Origin of the sequence: Streptomyces sp. AC550_RSS872, assembly GCF_019049285.1 — a bacterium.
Taxonomy (GTDB): domain Bacteria; phylum Actinomycetota; class Actinomycetes; order Streptomycetales; family Streptomycetaceae; genus Streptomyces.
In genome coordinates, this window is sequence record NZ_JAGMUL010000020.1 from 36293 (window position 1) to 55028 (window position 18736).

The window sequence follows — 18736 nt, forward strand, 5'->3', positions numbered from 1 at the left end:
CGCCGGCTTGACGGGCTTCACCGGGTATTCGGGTTTGACCGGCTTGACGGGGTAGGCGGGCTTTTCCGGATACGCGGGTTTGACCGGCTTGACGGGGTAGGCGGGCTTTTCCGGATACGCGGGCTTGACCGGCTTGACGGGGTAGGCGGGCTTCTCCGGATAGGCAGGCTTGACCGGCTTGGTGGGGTACTCCGGCTTGACCGGCTTGACGGGGTGCTCGGGCTTGACCGGGTGTACCGGGTATTCGGGCTTGACCGGGTGGACCGGATGGTCCGGCTTGACCGGGTGTACCGGATACTCGGGCTTGACGGGGTGCACCGGGTGCTCGGGCTTGACCGGGTGTACCGGATAGGCCGGCTTGGTCCCGTGTGCCGGCTGGGCGGGCTTGGCCGGGTGCGGCGGGTGCGGGGTGGTGTCGTCCTGGGCGTGGGCGGTGCCCGCGCTCGCCAGTGCGGCTGCGGCGAGCGCGGCAGCCATGGCGGCTGGCGCCAGAACTGATCGCCATCTAGGCGATGTCGTCATTGTTTCCACTCTCCTCGACTTGGTTCAGGGCCTCGTGACGGCTGGTCAGCACCAAGAGCCGGACAGTGGAATGAATAGGAAATCGGCTGATATGAATAACGCTACAGCGGTCATAAGCCACCGGATGGTGTAGCGCAGGAGGCCAGTTGGCCCGGGGGAGGAGTGGGCCGCGAGGGCGGTGGCCCGAAACCTCCGTCCCCGTCCCCGACCCCGACCCCGACCCCCACCTCGACCCCGGCCGTCGGCCCTCGACCCGCGTCACGCGGCAGGCTGGACGAGCCCCGACTCGTACGCGAACGTCACCGCCTGGACGCGGGCGCGGGCGCCGATCTTGGCGAGGATGTTGCTGACATGCGTCTTGACGGTGGTCGGGGCGATGGACAGCCGCTCGGCGATCTCGGCGTTGGACCAGCCGGAGGCAACCGCGGTGAGGACGTCGCGTTCGCGCCCGGTGAGGACGGCGAGGTCGGATCTGCGGGGGAGGGAGTGGCTGGTGCGCTGTTCGCGGACGGTGTCGATGAGTGCGCGGGTCAGGTCGGGGGTGATGACGGCGTCTCCGGCGGCGATGATGCGGACGGCCGAGGCGAGTTCGTCGGGGGCGGCGTCTTCGAGCAGGAACCCGTCGGCACCGGCGCGCAGGGCCGCGTAGGCGTGGCTCTCGTGGCCGGCGCGGGTGAGTACCAGGACGCGGGGCGTGCGCGTGTCCGCTTCCGTCGGTTCGAGGAGCCGCGGGCCGCGTGGCGGTCGTGCGAGGCGTCGGACGGTGTCGATGTCGTCGTCCGTACGGGAAGGATGACTGCCCATCAGAACGACGTCGGGGCGAAGTGCGGCGCTGATGCGCACCGCTTCGGCCCCGCCCGCCGCCTCCCCGACGACGTTCAGGTCGGGCTCGGGGTCCAGGAGCATGCGCAGGGCGAGGCGCTGTAGTGACTGGTCGTTGACCACGAGTACGGAGACCATGCCTGTCATCTCCCTGATGGAGGGCCGAGAGGGCCGCCAATCGATCGGAACGAAACCGTTTCGTTCACCACGCTAGCGTAGCTCGTGTAAAGCCGGGATGGGCGAATGCCCAGGACGACTTCGTCCTCACCCGGCCCGGGGGTCGCGGCACGCGGGCTGCGTGCATGTCGGCGATCACTTCTTCGGGGCACCGTTCCGCGCAGGGAACCTGCCGCGCCGCACGTGCCCGCCATGCCGACGCCCGCGAGGCCCGCGAGGGCCCGCCGAGCGGGCTGAAGTGCAGTTCGGTGGGGTCCCGTGCGCCGCTCGCGTGGGCCGTGAGCTGGTAGCGATGCTCGTCCATGGGGTTGTAGCGGGCGGCGGTGCTCAACGGGGGCGTCCCCCGGGGCGGGGCGGGCGTGTCGGGGGCGTCAGTGTGCGAAGACGGTGCTGGCCGGCGTCACATGGACGGCCGTGCCGGCGAGGATGCTCAACAGGGCGTTGCGGCGCCACAGATGCAGGCCGACGGTGACGGCGAGGGCGGCCGCCGGGGCCGTGGCGCGCGACTCGGTGACCGGCAGGTCGCGCAGACAGTAGAAGAAGATCAAGACGGACGGCTGACGGCAGGGGCGCGTCCCCGAGAGTCAGGCTGCTGGTTTCAGCGCCGTACGGTGATTCCGGGCGGCTGAAAGCGGCTTGAAACCGTTCTGAACCGCCCGGGCCGCACGCTCTGCGGCATGACGACGACGGACCACGAACTCGCAATCGCAGCCACCGGGCTGCGTAAGTCCTACGGGGACAAGACCGTCCTGGACGGCATCGACATCCAGGTGCCCGCGGGCACGGTCTTCTCCCTTCTCGGGCCGAACGGCGCCGGCAAGACCACCGCGGTCAACATTCTCTCCACCCTGATCTCCGCCGACGGGGGACAGGCGCGGATCGCCGGGCACGATCTCACCGCCGAGGCCCAGGCGGTACGGGCCGCCATCGGGGTCACCGGTCAGTTCTCCGCCGTGGACGGGCTGATCACCGGCGAGGAGAACATGCTCCTCATGGCGGACCTGCACCACCTGTCCAAGCGCGAGGGGCGGCAGGTCACCGCCGCACTGCTGGAGCGCTTCGACCTCACCGAGGCCGCGAAGAAGCCCGCCTCCACCTACTCCGGCGGCATGAAGCGCCGCCTCGACATCGCCATGACCTTGGTCGGCGGCCCCCGGATCATCTTCCTCGACGAGCCCACCACGGGCCTCGACCCGCGTTCCCGGCACAACATGTGGCAGATCATCCGTGAGCTGGTCTCCGACGGCGTCACCGTCTTCCTCACCACCCAGTACCTGGAGGAGGCCGACCAACTCGCCGACCGCATCGCGGTGCTCGACGGCGGCAGGCTCGTCGCCCAGGGCAGCGCCGAGGAGCTCAAGCGGCTCGTCCCCGGCGGCCATGTGCGGCTGCGCTTCTCCGACCCGGTGGCCTACGAACGGGCGGCCACCGCACTGCGCGAGACGACCCGGGACGACGACGCCCTCACGCTCCAGATCCCGAGCGGCGGCAGCCAGCGCGAGCTGCGCTCCATCCTCGACTGGCTCGACTCGGCCGGGGTCGAGGCCGACGAGCTGTCCGTGCACACCCCCGACCTGGACGACGTGTTCTTCGCCCTGACCGCAAGCACCGCCCCCGCCAAGGAGACCGTCCGATGAGCGCCCCCGCCACCCCCGCCACCCCGGCCACTCCCGCCTCCCACGCCCTGCGCGACAACCTCACCATGCTGCGGCGCAACCTCCTGCACGCCCGCCGCTACCCCTCCCTCACCCTGAACCTCCTGCTCACCCCGGTCATCCTGCTGCTGCTCTTCGTCTACATCTTCGGCAACGTGATGAGCGCCGGCATCACCGGCGGCCCCGCGGACCGCGGCGAGTACATCGCGTACATCGTCCCCGGCATCCTGCTCATGACCATCGGCGGAACCGCGATCGGCACCGCGGTGTCCGTGGCCTCCGACATGACCGAGGGCATCATCGCCCGGTTCCGCACCATGGCGATCTCCCGTGCCTCCGTGCTGATCGGCCATGTCCTCGGCAGCGTGATCCAGACGCTGGTGGCGCTCGCGGTGGTGCTGGGCGTCGGGCTGGCCATCGGCTTCAGGCCCGACGCGACGCCGCTGGAGTGGCTCGCGGCGGCAGGGCTGCTGACGCTGGTCAGCCTGGCGCTGATCTGGATCGCCGTCGGCATGGGACTGGTCAGCCCCAACGCCGAAGGCGCCAGCAACCTCGCGCTGCCCCTGATGGTGCTGCCGCTGCTGTCCAGCGCGTTCGTGCCGGTGGACGCCATGCCGGGCTGGTTCCGTTGGTTCGCCGAGTACCAGCCCTTCTCGCCCGCCATCGAGACCCTGCGCGGACTGCTGATGGGCAGCGAGATCGGCACGAAGAACGCGCTGCTCACCGTCGGCTGGTGCCTGGGCCTTACCCTGCTGGGCTACTTCTGGTCCAAGGCGCGGTTCCACCACGAGCCGGGGCAGTGAGCTCACGCAACGCCACGGCCCGCAACTCCTCCCGCCCCAGGGCGGCGTACCGCGACCTCGCGTCGGCGTACGCCGCCCGGTCGGCGTCCTCGGCCGCCTGCCGGGACCGGGCCGAGGACAGGGTGGGGAACTCCCGCCCCACCGGCATCCGCTCCGCCAACGCCACCAGCCGTACGGCCGCAGTATCGCCCTGGGCCAGTCCGGCGAAGCCGAGCGCCAGCAGGACGGTGCCGTACACCGGCAGTTCCACCGGAGTTCCGCCGGCCGGCTCGCCGGACAGCATTCCGAGCAGCCGCCCGCGCAACTGCTCGGCCAGCCCGGCCACCGGTTCCAGCCGGCCGTGCTGCGCGTGCGCGGCCAACGCGGCCGACTGCATCTGGAGCATCCACGAGTCCGCGAACGGATCGTCGGCGTACAGCGGACCGGACTTCCGTACCCACTCCACCGCCTGGCGCCACAGCCCGAGCCCGACCTCGGTCAGCCCCCGGGCCAGTGCGATCTCCGCCCGCGCCAGCAGATCGGGACTGGAGATCTCGGCGGCCTCCGGCTGCTGGTCCACTGCCGCGAGTCGCAGCCAGTACTCCGCCTCGTCGACCTCCCCGCGCTGGAGGCAGGCGAGCACCAGCCCCCAGCGGACGCCGATCAGATCCAGCCAGACGCTGAACTCGCCGAGCACGTCGAGCGCGGCCCGCAGATGGTCGTACGCCTCCGCGCCACGCTCGGACTTGAGACACAGATCGCTGATCCGCCCGTGGCTGAGCAGCCGCATGGCCGGGCTGCCGAGCGGTCCCAGCGCGTCGAGCATCCGGCGGGCGCAGTCCAGTGCGCGCTCTGTCTCCTGCTCGGACTCCCATACGTAGCTGGCGACACATCCCGCGACCGCCGCCAGCAGGGGCTCCCCGGCGTCACAGAGTTCCGTCAGCCGTGTGTACCGGGGCGGATGCATGTCCGGGACGGCACACAGTACGACGGCCAGCGCCCGCACCACGGTGTCCGGCGGAGCGGGCGGAAGCCGGCGCAGCGTGACGAGATGCCGTACGGCGTGCGGACCGTGGCCCATGAAGAGGCTGGCCGTGCACGTGGTCGCCGCGCTGCGGGCCGTCTCGATGTCCTCGGCGTCCTTGGGGCCGGGGCGGAAACGGGACAGCGGACCGGCGGTCTCGGCGGCGAGAGCGGCGAGCCGGGCGTAGTTGGAGCCGGTGGCCCACAATCCGCTCAGTACGGCGGTGAGGGCCGCGGTGGTGGGGCCGTCGGTGCGGGCCAGCGCGTACCGCAGGGCCAGGACGAGGTTGTCCTGCTCGGTCCGGATGCGGTTCCAGGAGGGCAACGGGTCGTTGCCGAACAGCACATCGTGATGCGCCCGGCCGAAGTCCCGCGCCCAGCACAGGAACCGGTCGGTCACCGCCTCCTCCTCACCGGCCTCCGCGCGTCGGGCCGCGCCGAACTCCCGCAATGTCTCCAGCATGTGGAAACGCACCCCGGACGGACCGTCCCCCACCTTGATCAGGGACTGCTCGGCCAGCTGCTCCAGCAGCGCCAGTACGTCGTCGGTCCCGCCGAGCAGGTACTCCGCCGCGCTGTCACCGAAGCCGCCGGGGAACACCGACAACGCCCGCAGCGCCGCCTGACCGTCCGGCTCCAACAGGTTCCAGCTCCACTCGACCACGGCCCGCAGCGTGCGATGCCGTTCGGGTGCGTCACGGGCGCCGCCGCGCAGCAGGGCGAAGCGGTCCCGGAGCCGACGGGAGATGTCGCCCACGGACAGCACCCGCACCCGCGCCGCGGCGAGTTCCACGGCGAGCGGCAGCCCGTCCAGGTGCCGGCAGATCTCGGCCACCGTGGCCTCGGGCAGCTCCACGCCGGGCCGCGCCGCGCGCGCCCGCTGCACGAACAGCTCGACCGACGTAGCCGGGGACAGCTCCGGCAGGGCGTACACGGACTCCGAGGTCAGACCGAGCGGAGCCCGGCTGGTGGCCAGGACCCGTAGCTCCTTCGACCGTGACACCAGCGTCCGTACGAGCGCGGCCGCACCGGACACCACCTGCTCGCAGTTGTCCAGCACCAGCAGCGCGGGCCCCGCACCCAGCGCGGCGAGGATGCCGCTCTCCGCGTCCCCGCCACCGGCGAACTGCCGGCCCTCCCCGGCACCGACCGCCGACGCCACCTCACCGGCCACGTCGTCGTCGGCGGTGACACCGGCCAGGGCCACGAAGTGCACCACGGGCTGCTCGGCCGCCCGGCTCACCGCGTGGGAGAGCCGGGTCTTGCCCAGCCCGCCGGGCCCCACGACGGTGACCACCCGGGCCGCCCGCAGCAGCCCCGCCACGGCGGCGACGTCGGCGTCCCGCCCGAGCAGCGGGTTCGGATCGTGCGGCACGCCGTGACGGACCGGTGGCACGTCCGCGCTCAGCAACTCCTGGTACGCCGCCCTGAGTCCGGGCCCCGGATCGGCGCCCAGCTCCTCGCGCAGCCCGCGGCGGTAGGCGTCGTACCGGGTCAGCGCCGCGGCCCGGCCCGCGGTGGCGGCCTCGCAGCGCAGCAGCTCCGCCAGCACCTCCTCGTCCCGCGGCAGCTCCCGCGCCAGCTCGGCCAGCGGTGCGGCAGCCTCTTCCCGCCGCCGCAGCCGGGCGAGGGCGAGGGCCCGGAAGCGGACCAGGGACCGATGGGCCCGCAGCCGGTCGGTACGCAGCGCCACCACCGGATCGTGCAGATCCTCACCCGCTCCGGCACCCACACCGCCGTCCCACAGGGCGAGGCCCGCCTCGGCCCGCGCCAGCGAGCCCTCGTGGTCCCCCGCCCTGGCACGCTCGGCGCTCGCCGCCTCGTGCAGCAGCAGCGCGGAACTGTCCACCCGCGCCTCGTCCAGCGTCAGCCGGTATCCCGTGGGTGTGCTCACGACCAGTTCGGCACCCACCTGTGCCCTCAGCCGTGACACCAGGATCTGCACCGCCTTGCCCGGCCGCTCCGGCAGCTCCTCCGGCCACAGGCCCTCCACCAGCCGGCCCGTGCTGCACCCGGTGCGCGGATCCTCCGCGAGCAGGGCCAACAGCCCGCGCAGCCGCGGCGCGGTGATCTCGCGCCCACGACAGGCGACTCGGGACAGCAGGGTCAACTCGGTCGTCACCCGTGAAGGTTAGCCAGCCCTGCGCCGGCCGTGCTCTGGGCACAGGGGTCCGCGACCGGGATGATGAACGGGCCGGCCACGCCGATCTCCCGGGGAGAGTGACAGCTGATGCGAGTCTGTGTGATCGGGGCCGGCCCCGGGGGAATCGTCACCGCCAAAGTGCTGCTGGAGAACGGCTTCGACGTCACTGTCCTCGACAAGTACGAGCAGGTCGGCGGGGTCTGGTCGTCAGGAGGCTGCTACGACGGGCTGGCCAACCAGTCCGCGCTGCGCATCTTCGAGTTCGCGGACCTGCCCAACAGCCTGCACTTCGCCGACGCGGAGGACACGCAACGCTATCTGGAGAAGTATGCCGAGACCTTCGGCGTGCTGGCCCGTCTGCGGCCCGGAACCGAGGTGATCTCCGTCCGGCCGGTGGACGGACCCGGCCGGCCGGGCGCCGCCGGCTGGTCGGTCGACTCACGTCCCGCCGGGGACGGGACGGCGGAGGTCCATCGCGAGGAGTACGACCACGTCGTCGTCGCCAGTGGGGCCCATCACCATCCCCAGCTGCCCGGGTTACCCGGCCGCGAGTCGTTCCGCGGGACCGTGCTGCACTCCAACGAGGTGCGGGCCGGCACCTTCACCGACCGGCGTGTGGTCGTCGTGGGCGGCGGCAAGTCCGCGCTGGACCTGGTCACCCGCGCCGCACGCGAGGCGACCTCGGCCACCCTCGTGCAGCGCAAGGTGAACTGGATGATCCCCGAGCGGTTCCTGCTCGGTCTGGTCGGCTACAAGTGGATCCTGTTCACCCGGCTCGGCGAGGCCCTCCTGCCCCGCTACCACGACCCGGCGTGCATCCGCCCGGTCGACCGCCTCGACGAGCGGGTCAAGCGGGCCCTGTGGTGGCTCATCACCCGCGACCTGCTGCTCTCCACCGGTCTCTACGGTCTTCCGAAGCACCTGCGACCCGACCGCCCCCTCCCCTTCCACCTGGCCCACGCGGGAGTGATGCCACGCGGCTACGTCCGTGCCGTGCGCCGTGGCCTGATCACCGCCAAGGTCAGCGCCGTCGAGGCGTACACCGACCAGGGGCTGCGACTGGCGACCGGCGAGGAAGTGGCCGCGGACGTCATCGTGTTCGCGACGGGGCACCGCAAGGTCTTCCCGTTCCTGGACCCGAGCGTGCCCGTGCACGATTCCGCCGGCCGGCTACGGCTCTACCGGGGGATCGTGCCCCCCGGCGCCGACCGGCTGGGGTTCGTCGGATTCCGGCAGGTCTTCAACAACATCATGGGCATGGAACTCACCGCGCACTGGCTTGCCTGCCACTTCCGGGCGACGCTGCGCACGACCCCGAGCGAACAGCAGATGCGGGAAGCCGTCGAGGCCCGCCTGGCCTGGCAGGAACAGGTGCTGCCGGGCTCCGGCGGCTACGACTTCGGCCCCTACGACATCCACTGCGCGGACGAACTCCTGCACGACATGGGGTTGCCCTCCCGCCGCGCCGGCAACCTACTGGCGGAATACCTGCTCCCCGGCGGAGTCGCCCGCCGGTACCGGGGCCTGACCCGATCGCGCCGGCCGGAATGATCCCGCTCCTCCAGGGGAGCCGCCGGATGGCACGGGCCCGCACTCCGTGGTGAGGTGATGCCGAGAGGCGAGTCACGGGTGACGGGCAGGGGTGACGGGCACGGGGCGACGGGAGCGGCTTCGGCATGGTGGCGGGCATGGACGAGTTCCTCGGACGGGTGAACCCCGACATGTGTGTGGTCACGGCCGCGGCGGGCGGCGAACGGGCCGGCTGTCTGGTCGGGTTCGCCTCGCAGTGCTCCATCCGGCCGGTGCGGTGGGTGGTGTGGCTCTCGGAGGTCAACCACACCTTCCGGGTGGCCCGGTCCGCACAGGTCCTGGCCGTGCACCTGCTGGCCCGCGAACAGCACGCCCTGGCCGAGCTGTTCGGCGGACGAACCGGCGACCGGGAGGACAAGTTCCGGCACGTCCGCTGGCGCGAGGGACACGGCGGGGCCGCCGTCCTCCAGGACGCGCCGGCCTGGTTCGTCGGCAGGATCGTCACCCGCGTCGGTGGCGGCGACCACATCGGCTTCGTCCTCGACCCGGTCGAGTGGGGCGACGACGACACCTACGACGGGCCGCTGCTGCGCCTTGATGACGCCCGGACGATCTCGCCGGGCCACCCCGTGGACTGACCGGTCCCGGGCCGCACGCGAACGCCTGGAAGGGCTCATGGCTTCGGGGACGCTGGTGGAGCGTGTCCAGCTGGACCGCCGGTGCGGCGGGACTGAGCGGGGGCCTGCTCGGCCGGCAGCACGGGGTCCAGGACGTCCTCGAAGGCGGGCAGTGCGAGTCCGGCCCGGCCTCGCGCGGGGGGCCGGCCGTTCCGGTACCTCGGCCGCGGTCAGCCACGTCCTCGCACGTGACAAACCCGGCGACGTCGGCGGCCGTCCCCGGGATACTGGTCGCCCATGGACGAGGTCAAGGTCGTCGTCGCCCATTCCGAGCGCGCGACCCTGCGCGTCGGCGACGTGTTCCTGAAGGTGGACGCCGATCAGGCGCGCATCGACGTCGAGGTCGAGGCGATGGCCCTGGTGCCGGTCCCGACCCCGGAGATCCTGTGGCGCAAACCACCCGTGCTCGCGCTCGCCGCGGTCCCGGGGACGGTGCTCGGCCGCCTCGGCGAGCCGTCGACCGCGTCGCCGACGGCGTGGGCCGCGGCGGGCGCCGCCATCCGGAAGCTGCACGACGCGCCGCTGCCGCCCCTGCCCGGTCGGGGCGGCCGGAGCATCGTCGCGCTGGCGGCGGAACTCGACGACGAGTGCGAGTTGCTCGTGACGAACGGCGTCCTGCCCGCCGACCTGGTCACCCGCAACCGCCAGGTCGCCGAGGCCGCGCTCCGGCCGTGGACCCCGGCGTTCACCCACGGCGACCTCCAGATCGCTCACGTCTTCGTCGACGGCGACGAGGTCACCGGCATCATCGACTGGTCCGAGGCGGGCCAGGGTGATCCCTTGTACGACCTCGCCACCTTCACGCTCGGACACGAGGAGCACCTCGACGACGTCATCGCCGGCTATGGCACCGACATCGACCTCGACGTCATCCGCGCCTGGTGGTCCTTGCGAAGCCTGCTGGCGGTTCGCTGGCTGACCGAGCACGGCTTCGACCCGTTCGCGCCGGGCTGTGAGGTCGACGTCCTGAGATCCCGGATGTGAGGAGCGCGAGCCCGACTGCCGGGAGCGGCCGGCCGCGATGGGGTCGGTGCGTTGGTGCCCGGTGCGGCCTTGAGGCTTTGTCGGCGACCGCGAGGCTGAGCATTCCGACAACTGCCCCTCGGGCCAGGGCCCTTCACGCACCGCCCGAGGTGGGCGAGGATGCTCCAGGCGGCGGACCGCTGCGGTGACCGAGGCGTCACTGGCGACGTCGAGGCCGAGGAATGTCACGCCGTCGAGCGGGGTGACGCGTGAGGTGTCGCGGCTTGTGCCGACCGGATGACGCACCCGTCACGAGTGCCACCGGCCGATCTGTCGGCAAGCTCAAGCAGGGGGAAGGACGTCATGGGCAGGGTCAGTGCGCCGGAGCGGCGTGAGAGCGTCATCCGTGCGGCGATCGCCGAGTTCGCGATCAGGGGGTACCACGGCACCTCCATCGCGGCGATCGCCCAGCGGGTCGGCGTCACGCAGTCCCGCCTGGCTTTCGAGAGCGCGGCCGACGGGGGCGGGCGGCGAGCGGGCTCCTCAGGCCCTGACGAACGCCTACGCGCGGCTGATCTCGACGCGCCCCGAAACGCTCCTGATGCAGATGCGGGGATACGCCACCGTAGTGGCCGCCGAGGCGAAGGGCGATGGCCTGATCGGTGAACCCGGCCGGGCCGGCTGGATGAGGATCTGGGACACCGCGCACCTGTCGCTGGGCGCTGACGCCGGCGCGACGGCAGGTTTCTTCGCGTGCGGCATGCTCGGCAACACGCTTACGGCCATCGGCCTTCCCGCGAGTGCCGGTAAGTGAGGGAGTCTTCCGGACGGGCGATGCGTCAGCGCACGCCTGCCGCGTCGAGCAGGGCGGTCACCGTGGGTGCGATGAGTCCGGTCAGGTTGTCGGCCTGGATTCCCGCGCGGGCGCTGGCGCCGTCGAAGACCAGGCTGAGCTGCCGGGCCAGCAGATCGGGATCGCCCGCCCCGCCCTGCTCGGCCTCGGTGCGGAAGAAGGCGGTCAGGTCCGCCTTGATCTGGTGGGCGACCCGGCTCGCGGGATGACTCCGGTCCTTGAGCTCGATCTGTACGGCCAGGTACCGGCAGCCTCGGAACTCGGGCGCCCCTGCCTGCGCTTCCACCTGTTCGAAGACGTGCAGGATCCGCTCACGGGGTGACCGGCCGTCGTCCGCCGCAGGCAGGAGAGTCGCCGCGTAGGCGGAGGCGCGCTCCTTCAGGCTCACCGCCAGGAGTTCGTCCTTGCTCTCGAACAGCTGGTACATGGAGCGCTTCGACACCCCGGCCGCCTTGCACAGCGCCTCGATGCCGATACCGACACCGTCTCGGTAGGTGAGCGTGGCCGCCGCCTCCAGCAGGCGCTCCCTGGGGCTCAGTTTCACTTCGGTGGTCATACCGCGAGGTTAACCCGCAGCGGGCGAAACAAAAACCGATCGGTTTCCCAGGGGTCGGTCGCAGTGCGGTGTCCATGAATGCAGCCGGACTTGCAGTCGCCGGTCCTCGCCGCCGCGGGCTGAACCCTGCGAGCGCGGATGTCGGTGCCCCGTCGGCGCCCCGGGGGCCCCTCCGCCGACTGGGCCCGGAACGTCCCGGCGAAGCCGAGGGCCCTCCTGCCGGGCTTGCGCCTGGAAACCGATCGGTTTACCGTGGTGGAAACTGATCGGTTTCTCATTCTGTGGAGACAGTCATGACCGCATTGAAGGGCGCAAACGTCTTCGTCACCGGCGGCAGCCGCGGCATAGGCAAGGCGCTGGTCGAGGAGCTGTACGCGCGCGGTGCCGGCAAGGTCTACGCCACGGCCCGCGACCCGCGCGGCGTGACCCACCCGGACGCCGTCCCGGTGGCGCTGGAGGTCACCGACCCGGCCTCCGTGGCTGCCGCCGCCGCGCAGGCGGAGGACGTCACCGTGCTGATCAACAACGCCGGTGCCGCGCTCGGCGCGTCCTTCCTCGACTCCCCGGTCGACGACGTACGCCGGGAGTTCGAGACCAACTTCTACGGCCCGCTCCTGGTCGCCCGGGCCTTCGTACCGGTCATCGAGCGCAACGGCGGCGGCCACCTCCTCAACGTGCACTCCGTGCTCTCCTGGCTGGCCCTCGGCGGCTCCTACAGCGCCTCCAAGGCAGCCCTGTGGTCGCAGACCAACTCCCTGCGCCTGGAGCTTCAGCCGCGCGGCATCGCCGTCACCGGACTGCACGTCGGCTACGTCGACACGGACCTGGCGGCGGACGTCGACGCACCCAAGTCCGACCCTCGTGACGTCGCCGCCCTCGCCCTCGACGGCGTCGAGGCGGGCGCGTACGAGGTGCTCGCCGACGACATCTCGCGGCAGGTCAAGGCGGGCCTGGCCGGCGACCTGGCGGGCCTGTACGTCCAGCTGGCGAAGTAAACCCCCTTCACACACAAGGAGTCGGCGAGATGCCCACCCACGAGTCACGTCCCACGATCCACATTCCGGGGACCACCAGCCACACCATCGCCCCACGCGCGGGACGTGACGGCCACGAGGGAACTCTGCGCTACCTCAAGGCGGGCACCGGCGCTCCCCTCGTCCTGCTGCACACCGTGCGCACTCAGGCCGAGCACTTCCGCCACCTCATCCCGCTGATCGCGGACCACTACACCGTGTACGCCCTCGATCTGCCGGGGATGGGCTACTCCGAGATCGTGCCCGGGGCGTCGTACGACGAGCCGGCGATGCGCGCGGGCGTCGAGCGGCTCCTCACCGAACTCGACCTCCACGACGTGACGTTGGCCGGGGAGTCCATGGGGGCGGTGCTCGCCCTGACCACCGCGGCCGAGCTGCCGGAGCGGGTACGGCGCGTCGTCGCGGTGAACACGTACGACTTCCGCGGCGGGATCGCCCGGTCGAGCCTCCTCGCCCGGGTGGTCGTCAGCGGTGTCCTCATGCCCGGAGTGGGGCCGGTGATCGCCGGGGTGGAGCCCAAGCCCGCCCTCCGCAAGATCCTTCAGGGCGGCCTCGGCGACAAGAGCGCGCTGCGGGACGACTACGTGGACGAGCTCCTCCAGGTGGGCGGCCGCCCCGGCTATCGGACCGTCGCCCGGGCCGTGTACCAGGCCCTGCCCAGCCTCGTCGCGGCCCGCTCGCGCTACCCCGAGGTCAAGGCGCCCGTCCACCTCGTCTACGGCGAGAAGGACTGGTCCCGCCCCTCGGACCGACAGGCCAACAAGCGGCTGCTGCCGGCCACCGACTTCACGCAGGTGCCGAAGGCCGGCCACTTCATCGCCCTGGAGCGGCCCGACGTGCTGGCCGACTTGTTGAACGCGGTGGCGCATGCTGGTGGAACCCTCCCTGCCGATCATGTGATTTGCCGCCCGGGAGGGTGAGTCATCGGGCAAACCTCGTCCGGACGGAGACGGTGCCCGATACGAAGATCGCCGACTTGTCCGTGATCTTCGAGAGGACTCCCGCTCGTGTGCCTCCCCCGTTCCCGTGCGGAAGTCCAGGAGCCGCCAAGTGAAGCGGCAGGTACCGGTGTTGGTGAAGGCGTAGTGGTTGGTGAGGCTGATCTGCCGTTGAAGTCGTCCGGCAGGCTGGAGGCGAACCGCTCCGGCTCGGCGAGTTGTACGGGAGACCAGATGTCCTTGATCGTGTAGAAGCCGGCCTCCTTCTCGCGGATGGGGCCGAGGGCGCCCTTCACCTCGTGTGACGGAAGTGTTGACTGGGGCAGGTGCAGGACCTACCTTCTGGTCGAGCTCACGAACGATGTTCGAGATATCGGCAAAGCGTGGGCAGGCGGTACCTCCGCACCCCCAGCACCAGAAGGAGTACTCCGTGAATCCTGCGCTCACCCGTCGAACGGTCCTGGGCCTGATCGCCGGCTCGGCCGCTGCCACCGTCACCGGTGTCTCGGCCGGTACCGCTCACGCCGCCGTGCCCGCGTCACCCGGTGTGACGTACACGAACACCATCGCCGAGCAGCGGGCCGACCCGCACATCTTCAAGCACACGGACGGTTTCTACTACTTCACCGCCACGGTTCCGGCCTACGACCGGATCGTGCTGCGCCGGGCCACCACGATCCAGGGGCTCACGTCGGCCGCCGAGACGACCATCTGGACCAAGCACGCCACCGGTGAGATGGGCGCCCACATCTGGGCGCCGGAGATCCACTTCATCGACGGCAGGTGGTACATCTACTTCGCCGCCGGTGCCGCGAACGACATCTGGAGGATCCGGCCCTACGTCCTGGAGTGCACGGCCGCGAACCCGATCACGGGCACCTGGACCGAGAAGGGCCGTATCGCACTGCCGCTGGACACCTTCTCCCTGGACGCGACGACCTTCGCCGTCAACGGCACCCGCTATCTCTCCTGGGCGCAGAACGACCCGGCTGTCGGCCGCGGCACCAACATCTACATAGCGCGGATGTCCAGCCCGTGGACCATCACCGGCGCACCGGTCATGCTCAGCCGGCCGACCGCCCCGTGGGAGACCGCCGGAGGCGAGACGGTCAACGAGGGCCCGGCCGTGATCCAGCGGGGCGGCAAGGTCTTCATGACCTTCTCGGCCAGCGCCACCGACGCCAACTACTGCATGGGCCTGCTGACCGCGTCCGCCTCCGCCGACCTGCTGAGCACGTCGTCGTGGGCCAAGAGCGCCGGCCCGGTCTTCGCCAGTAACGCCGCCACCAGCCAGTACGGCCCCGGGCACAACCAGTTCACGGTCTCCGAGGACGGCAAGTCGGACATCCTCGTCTACCACGACCGCAGCTACAGGGACATCAGCGGTGCCCCGCTCAACGACCCCAACCGCCGCACCCGCGTCCAGAAGATCTACTGGAAGGCCGACGGCACGCCCGACTTCGGCATCCCGGTCGCCGACGGTCTCACTCCGATCCGGCTCTCCTCGTACAACTTCCCCGACCGGTTCGTCCGGCACTGGGAGTACCGCGCCAGGATCGAGGCGAACGTCTCGCCACTGGCCGACTCGCAGTTCCGTGTCGTCACCGGTCTCGCCGGCAGCGGCACCGTCTCCCTGGAGTCGGCGAACTTCCCCGGCTACTTCCTGCGCCACAAGAACAACGAGGTGTGGGTGCAGAAGAACGACGGGACGTCGCTGTTCGCCGGTGACGCCTCCTTCATCGCCCGGGCCGGCCTCGCGGACTCCGCCGGAGTCTCGTACGAGTCGCACAACCTCCCGGGCCGCTACATCCGCCACTACGACTACCTACTGCGGGTCCAGGCCCTCAGCACGGCGACCGACCGGGCCGACGCCACCTTCTACACCCAGTGAGCCACAACTGGGCCGTCAAGGTCCGGCCGCCCAGGTTCGTGTCCGTCTTCGCCTACTCCGCGGTCTGACAGCCGCGTTGCGAGCTGATCTGTTTCCACGTGGGCCCTGTGGTCACCCCTGCCTCTGTGCCGCCCGCATCACGTCATGCTTCCTGCATCGTGGGGGCAGGGCGCTCGCCCGAGCCCCGGACGATCAGTCGGGTGGGGACGGTGATGGTGCGGGCGCGGGAGCGGTCGCCGTCGAGGCGGGCCAGGGCGGTGGCCGCTGCCGATCTGCCGATTTCCTCGGGGTCCTGGGCGACGACGGTCAGGGCCGGTTCGAGTGCCTCGGCGAGTTCTACGTCGTCGAAGGCGATGACGGCGACGTCCTTCCGCTTGCGGCGGGCGAGTTCGGTGACTATGCCCAGGGCGACGATGTTGTTGCCGGCGAACAGGGCGGTGGGCGGATCCGCCAGGCTCAGGAGCTGGGCGGTCGCGGCGGAGGCCCCGTGCTGGTCGTGGGCATCGGTGACCAGGGAGCGGTCGTAGGGGATGTCGGCTTCGTGCAGGGCCGCGCGGTATCCGGCCAGGCGCTCGCGTCGCGTGTAGAGCTTGGTGGGGAGGTCGCCGACGAAGCCGATGCGGCGGTGCCCGTGGGCGATCAAGTGGGCGACGCCGTCCTGGGCGCCCGTCCGGTTGGAGCTGACGACGCTGTCCGTGGCCAGGCCCGCGCCCGGACGGTCCAGGAAGACGACGGGCAGGCCCGCGGTGCGGTGGGTCTTGAGGTGGGAGTGGTCGGCGCCGACGGACGGCACGACCATGAGGATGCTGACGCGGCGGGCCAGGAACTTGTCGGTCAGGGCGCGTTCGCGGTCGGGGTCGTCTGCGGAGGAGCCCATGAGCAGGGTCAGTCCGCGGTCGCGGACGGTGTCCTCGATGCTGCGGGCCACGGCTCCGAAGAAGGGGTTGCCGAGGTCGGGGATGACCAGCCCGATGGTGGTGTCGGGTCCGCCGACGCGGATGTTGCGGGCCATGAGGTTCGGCTGGAAGCCGAGCTTGGCCACGGCGGCGAGCACCTGTTCCCTCGTTTGGGCCGAGGCGGGCCCGTCCTCGTTGAGGACACGGGAGACGGTCTTGGCGCTGACGCCCACTTCTCGGGCGACGTCGGCCAGGGTGGGGCGGCGGTTCGCTGCCATGGAGGAACGGTCTCCTGTGCTCGTCGGTTCCGGCCGCGGCCTCGGCCGGAATTCCGTCGAGTGTCGAGTGATGCGGTCAGGTGGCCTGGACTCCCGCGGCCTTCGCCGCCTCGGAATCCGCTACGACAGTATCTCCGGACGCGTCCACGGTGAGCGCTCCGGTCATGATGGCGACGACCTCCGCCATGGAGTAGTCGGACGGCTTGATCACGGCAGCGCGCCTGCCCAGCCGGTGGACGTGGATCCGGTCGGCGATCTCGAAGACGTGCGGCATGTTGTGGCTGATCAGGACGACCGGCATGCCCTTGTCCCGGACGCGGCGGATGAGGTCGAGGACCTGGCCGGACTCCTTGACGCCGAGGGCGGCGGTGGGTTCGTCCATGACGACGACGCTGCGGGCCCAGGCGACGGCCCGGGCGACCGCGACGGCCTGCCGCTGACCGCCGGAGAGCGTCTCGACCGACTGGGTCAGCGAGCGCAGGCCGATCTTCAGGTCGGCCATGTGCTCGGCGGCCTCCTGGCGCATGCGCTTCTTGTCGAGCATGCGGAAGGCGCTGCCGAGGATGCCGGGGCGGCGGAGCTCGCGCCCGAGGAACATGTTGGAGGCGATGTCCATCGAGGCGGCCACGGCCAGGTCCTGATAGACCGTCTCGATGCCGTGGGCGCGTGCGCTCTGCGGCCCGGAGAACTGGATCGGCTTGCCGTTCAGCCGTATCTCGCCCGCGTCGGGCACCACCGCACCGGTAAGTGCCTTGATCAGGCTGGTCTTTCCGGCACCGTTGTCGCCGATGACGGCAAGGACCTCGCCGGGCAGGAGGTCGAAGTCGGCGCCGTCGATGGCGGTGACATGGCCGTAGCGCTTGACCAGACCGCGGGCCTGTAGGACGGGAGTGGGGGAGGTGGTGGCGGTCATCGGGCCTTCTTCCGGGAGATCTGGTCGACGGTCACCGCGAGGATCACCAGCACACCGGTGATCAGCGTCTGGTAGATGGAGGCGACGCCCATCAGTTGCAGGCCGTTGCGGAAGACACCGACGATGAGGACGCCGATGAAGGTGCCCAGGACCGAGCCGCGTCCGCCGAAGAGGCTGGTGCCGCCGAGGACCACGGCGGTGATGCTGTCGAGGTTGTCGGTCTGGCCCGCCTGGGGGTCACCGACTCCGGTGCGGGAGATGAGCAGCAGGGCTGCGATGCCGTAGAGCAGACCGGCCACGGTGTAGACGCCGATGGTCAGGCGGGAGGTGCGGATGCCGTTCAGCCGCGCCGCCTCCGGGCTGTTGCCCAGCGCGTAGACGTGCCGGCCCCAGCTGGTGCTGCTCAGGGCGTAGGCGAGGAGGAGGAACAGGGCGATCGTGACCAGCGAGCCGTAGGTGATGTCGGTGTTGCCGAGCGGGAAGGTCTGCCCGAGGGCCGTCAGCGGGCCGGGCAGGTTGGTGACCGTCTGCTCCTCGGAGTAGATGTGGGTCAGTGCGAACGCCACGTTGAGCATGCCGAGGGTGACGATGAACGGCGGCAGCGGGATCTTCTGCACCAGCGCCCCGTTGAGCAGGCCGAAGCCGCCGCAGACGACCAGGCCCAGTGCGATGGCGGCGAGCGGTGGCAGGGAGCCCTCAGCCGCCATCTTGGCGATCATGATGCTGCCGAACGCCATCACGGCACCGCAGGACAGGTCGATGCCCGCGGTGAGGATGATCAGCGTCTGGCCGATGGCGAGCGTGCCGACGACCATGACCTGCTGCACGATCAGCGAGAAGTTGCCGCCCGTGAGGAACTGATCGGTCGAGAAGGAGAAGAAGACGCAGGCCAGCAGGAGGGCGACGAGTGGCCCGGTGGTCGGTGTCGTGAGCAGTCTGCGGGCCGTGGTCGGCGCTTTGAGCTCGGCGTAAGGCGAGGACGTGCTCGGAGGCGTGGACGTGGCGGTCATGCGAAGTCCTTGTCGGGAGACAGAAGTCCTTGTCCTGCCTTGCCGGAGAACAGGGAGGACGAGGAGGCGAGGG

Annotated in this window: 15 protein-coding genes and 3 pseudogenes; 10 read left to right on the plus strand and 8 right to left on the minus strand. The window is 70.9% G+C overall.

Annotated features, from left to right (window positions below; all coding sequences use genetic code 11):
* The 3 genes and pseudogenes from KUM44_RS09090 to KUM44_RS09100 form a co-directional block, all read right to left on the minus strand.
* Window positions 1–477: pseudogene (locus KUM44_RS09090) on the minus strand (cell surface protein); the annotation flags it as partial.
* 303 nt (window positions 478–780) lie between these two features.
* Complete coding sequence (locus KUM44_RS09095; protein ID WP_217207282.1) at window positions 781–1482, minus strand: response regulator transcription factor; 702 nt, start codon at window positions 1480–1482, stop codon at window positions 781–783.
* A gap of 410 nt (window positions 1483–1892) precedes the next feature.
* Window positions 1893–2072, minus strand: a pseudogene (locus KUM44_RS09100) (AzlD domain-containing protein); the annotation flags it as partial.
* Window positions 2073–2198: 126 nt separating this feature from the next.
* Between KUM44_RS09100 and KUM44_RS09105 the strand changes: the two are divergent.
* Both KUM44_RS09105 and KUM44_RS09110 read left to right on the plus strand, forming a co-directional pair.
* Window positions 2199–3158, plus strand: a complete 960-nt coding sequence (locus KUM44_RS09105; RefSeq protein ID WP_217207284.1) for an ATP-binding cassette domain-containing protein — start codon at window positions 2199–2201, stop codon at window positions 3156–3158.
* A complete protein-coding gene (locus tag KUM44_RS09110; protein ID WP_217207285.1) occupies window positions 3155–3979 on the plus strand; it encodes an ABC transporter permease in 825 nt (274 codons plus the stop codon). The genes KUM44_RS09105 and KUM44_RS09110 overlap by 4 nt, the downstream gene beginning before the upstream one ends.
* Here KUM44_RS09110 and KUM44_RS09115 read toward each other — a convergent pair.
* Window positions 3921–7103: a BTAD domain-containing putative transcriptional regulator gene (locus KUM44_RS09115; RefSeq protein WP_217207286.1), complete on the minus strand. Its 3183-nt coding sequence runs from the start codon at window positions 7101–7103 to the stop codon at window positions 3921–3923. The genes KUM44_RS09110 and KUM44_RS09115 overlap by 59 nt on opposite strands.
* Window positions 7104–7211: 108 nt before the next feature.
* Between KUM44_RS09115 and KUM44_RS09120 the strand changes: the two genes are divergently transcribed.
* The 5 genes and pseudogenes from KUM44_RS09120 to KUM44_RS47140 all read left to right on the plus strand — a co-directional run bounded on the left by KUM44_RS09120 (window position 7212) and on the right by KUM44_RS47140 (window position 11108).
* Window positions 7212–8675 carry an NAD(P)/FAD-dependent oxidoreductase gene (locus KUM44_RS09120; protein WP_217207287.1) on the plus strand — a complete coding sequence of 488 codons (1464 nt, stop codon included), beginning with the start codon at window positions 7212–7214 and terminating at the stop codon, window positions 8673–8675.
* A gap of 128 nt (window positions 8676–8803) precedes the next feature.
* Window positions 8804–9292 (plus strand): flavin reductase family protein, encoded by a 489-nt coding sequence (locus tag KUM44_RS09125; protein ID WP_217207378.1) that lies wholly within the window; start codon window positions 8804–8806, stop codon window positions 9290–9292.
* Window positions 9293–9568: 276 nt separating this feature from the next.
* A complete protein-coding gene (locus KUM44_RS09130) occupies window positions 9569–10315 on the plus strand; it encodes a phosphotransferase family protein (protein ID WP_217207288.1) in 747 nt (248 codons plus the stop codon).
* A gap of 342 nt (window positions 10316–10657) precedes the next feature.
* Window positions 10658–10783, plus strand: a pseudogene (locus KUM44_RS47520) (TetR family transcriptional regulator); the annotation flags it as partial.
* Between the two features lie 139 nt (window positions 10784–10922).
* Window positions 10923–11108, plus strand: a complete 186-nt coding sequence (locus KUM44_RS47140) for a hypothetical protein (RefSeq protein ID WP_308402548.1) — start codon at window positions 10923–10925, stop codon at window positions 11106–11108.
* Between the two features lie 25 nt (window positions 11109–11133).
* Here KUM44_RS47140 and KUM44_RS09140 read toward each other — a convergent pair whose 3' ends face one another.
* A complete protein-coding gene (locus KUM44_RS09140) occupies window positions 11134–11703 on the minus strand; it encodes a TetR/AcrR family transcriptional regulator (RefSeq protein WP_217207289.1) in 570 nt (189 codons plus the stop codon).
* A gap of 293 nt (window positions 11704–11996) precedes the next feature.
* On the opposite strand from KUM44_RS09140, the gene KUM44_RS09145 reads away from it, so the two are divergent.
* The 3 genes from KUM44_RS09145 to KUM44_RS09155 all read left to right on the plus strand — a co-directional run bounded on the left by KUM44_RS09145 (window position 11997) and on the right by KUM44_RS09155 (window position 15566).
* Window positions 11997–12698: an SDR family oxidoreductase gene (locus KUM44_RS09145; protein WP_217207290.1), complete on the plus strand. Its 702-nt coding sequence runs from the start codon at window positions 11997–11999 to the stop codon at window positions 12696–12698.
* A gap of 29 nt (window positions 12699–12727) precedes the next feature.
* The gene (locus KUM44_RS09150) at window positions 12728–13657 is read left to right on the plus strand and encodes an alpha/beta fold hydrolase (RefSeq protein WP_217207291.1); all 930 of its coding nucleotides are present in this window, start codon (window positions 12728–12730) and stop codon (window positions 13655–13657) included.
* A 484-nt stretch (window positions 13658–14141) separates the two neighbouring features.
* Entirely contained in the window at window positions 14142–15566 is a 1425-nt protein-coding gene (locus KUM44_RS09155; protein ID WP_217207379.1) for a family 43 glycosylhydrolase, read from the plus strand.
* Window positions 15567–15708: 142 nt separating this feature from the next.
* Here KUM44_RS09155 and KUM44_RS09160 read toward each other — a convergent pair whose 3' ends face one another.
* From KUM44_RS09160 to KUM44_RS09170, 3 genes are all read right to left on the minus strand, one after another.
* Complete coding sequence (locus tag KUM44_RS09160) at window positions 15709–16740, minus strand: LacI family DNA-binding transcriptional regulator (RefSeq protein ID WP_217207292.1); 1032 nt, start codon at window positions 16738–16740, stop codon at window positions 15709–15711.
* Between the two features lie 76 nt (window positions 16741–16816).
* Entirely contained in the window at window positions 16817–17653 is an 837-nt protein-coding gene (locus KUM44_RS09165) for an ATP-binding cassette domain-containing protein (RefSeq protein WP_217207293.1), read from the minus strand.
* Window positions 17650–18663 carry an ABC transporter permease gene (locus tag KUM44_RS09170; RefSeq protein WP_217207294.1) on the minus strand — a complete coding sequence of 338 codons (1014 nt, stop codon included), beginning with the start codon at window positions 18661–18663 and terminating at the stop codon, window positions 17650–17652. Before KUM44_RS09170 ends, KUM44_RS09165 begins: the two co-directional genes overlap by 4 nt.
* Between the last annotated feature and the right edge of the window lie 73 nt (window positions 18664–18736).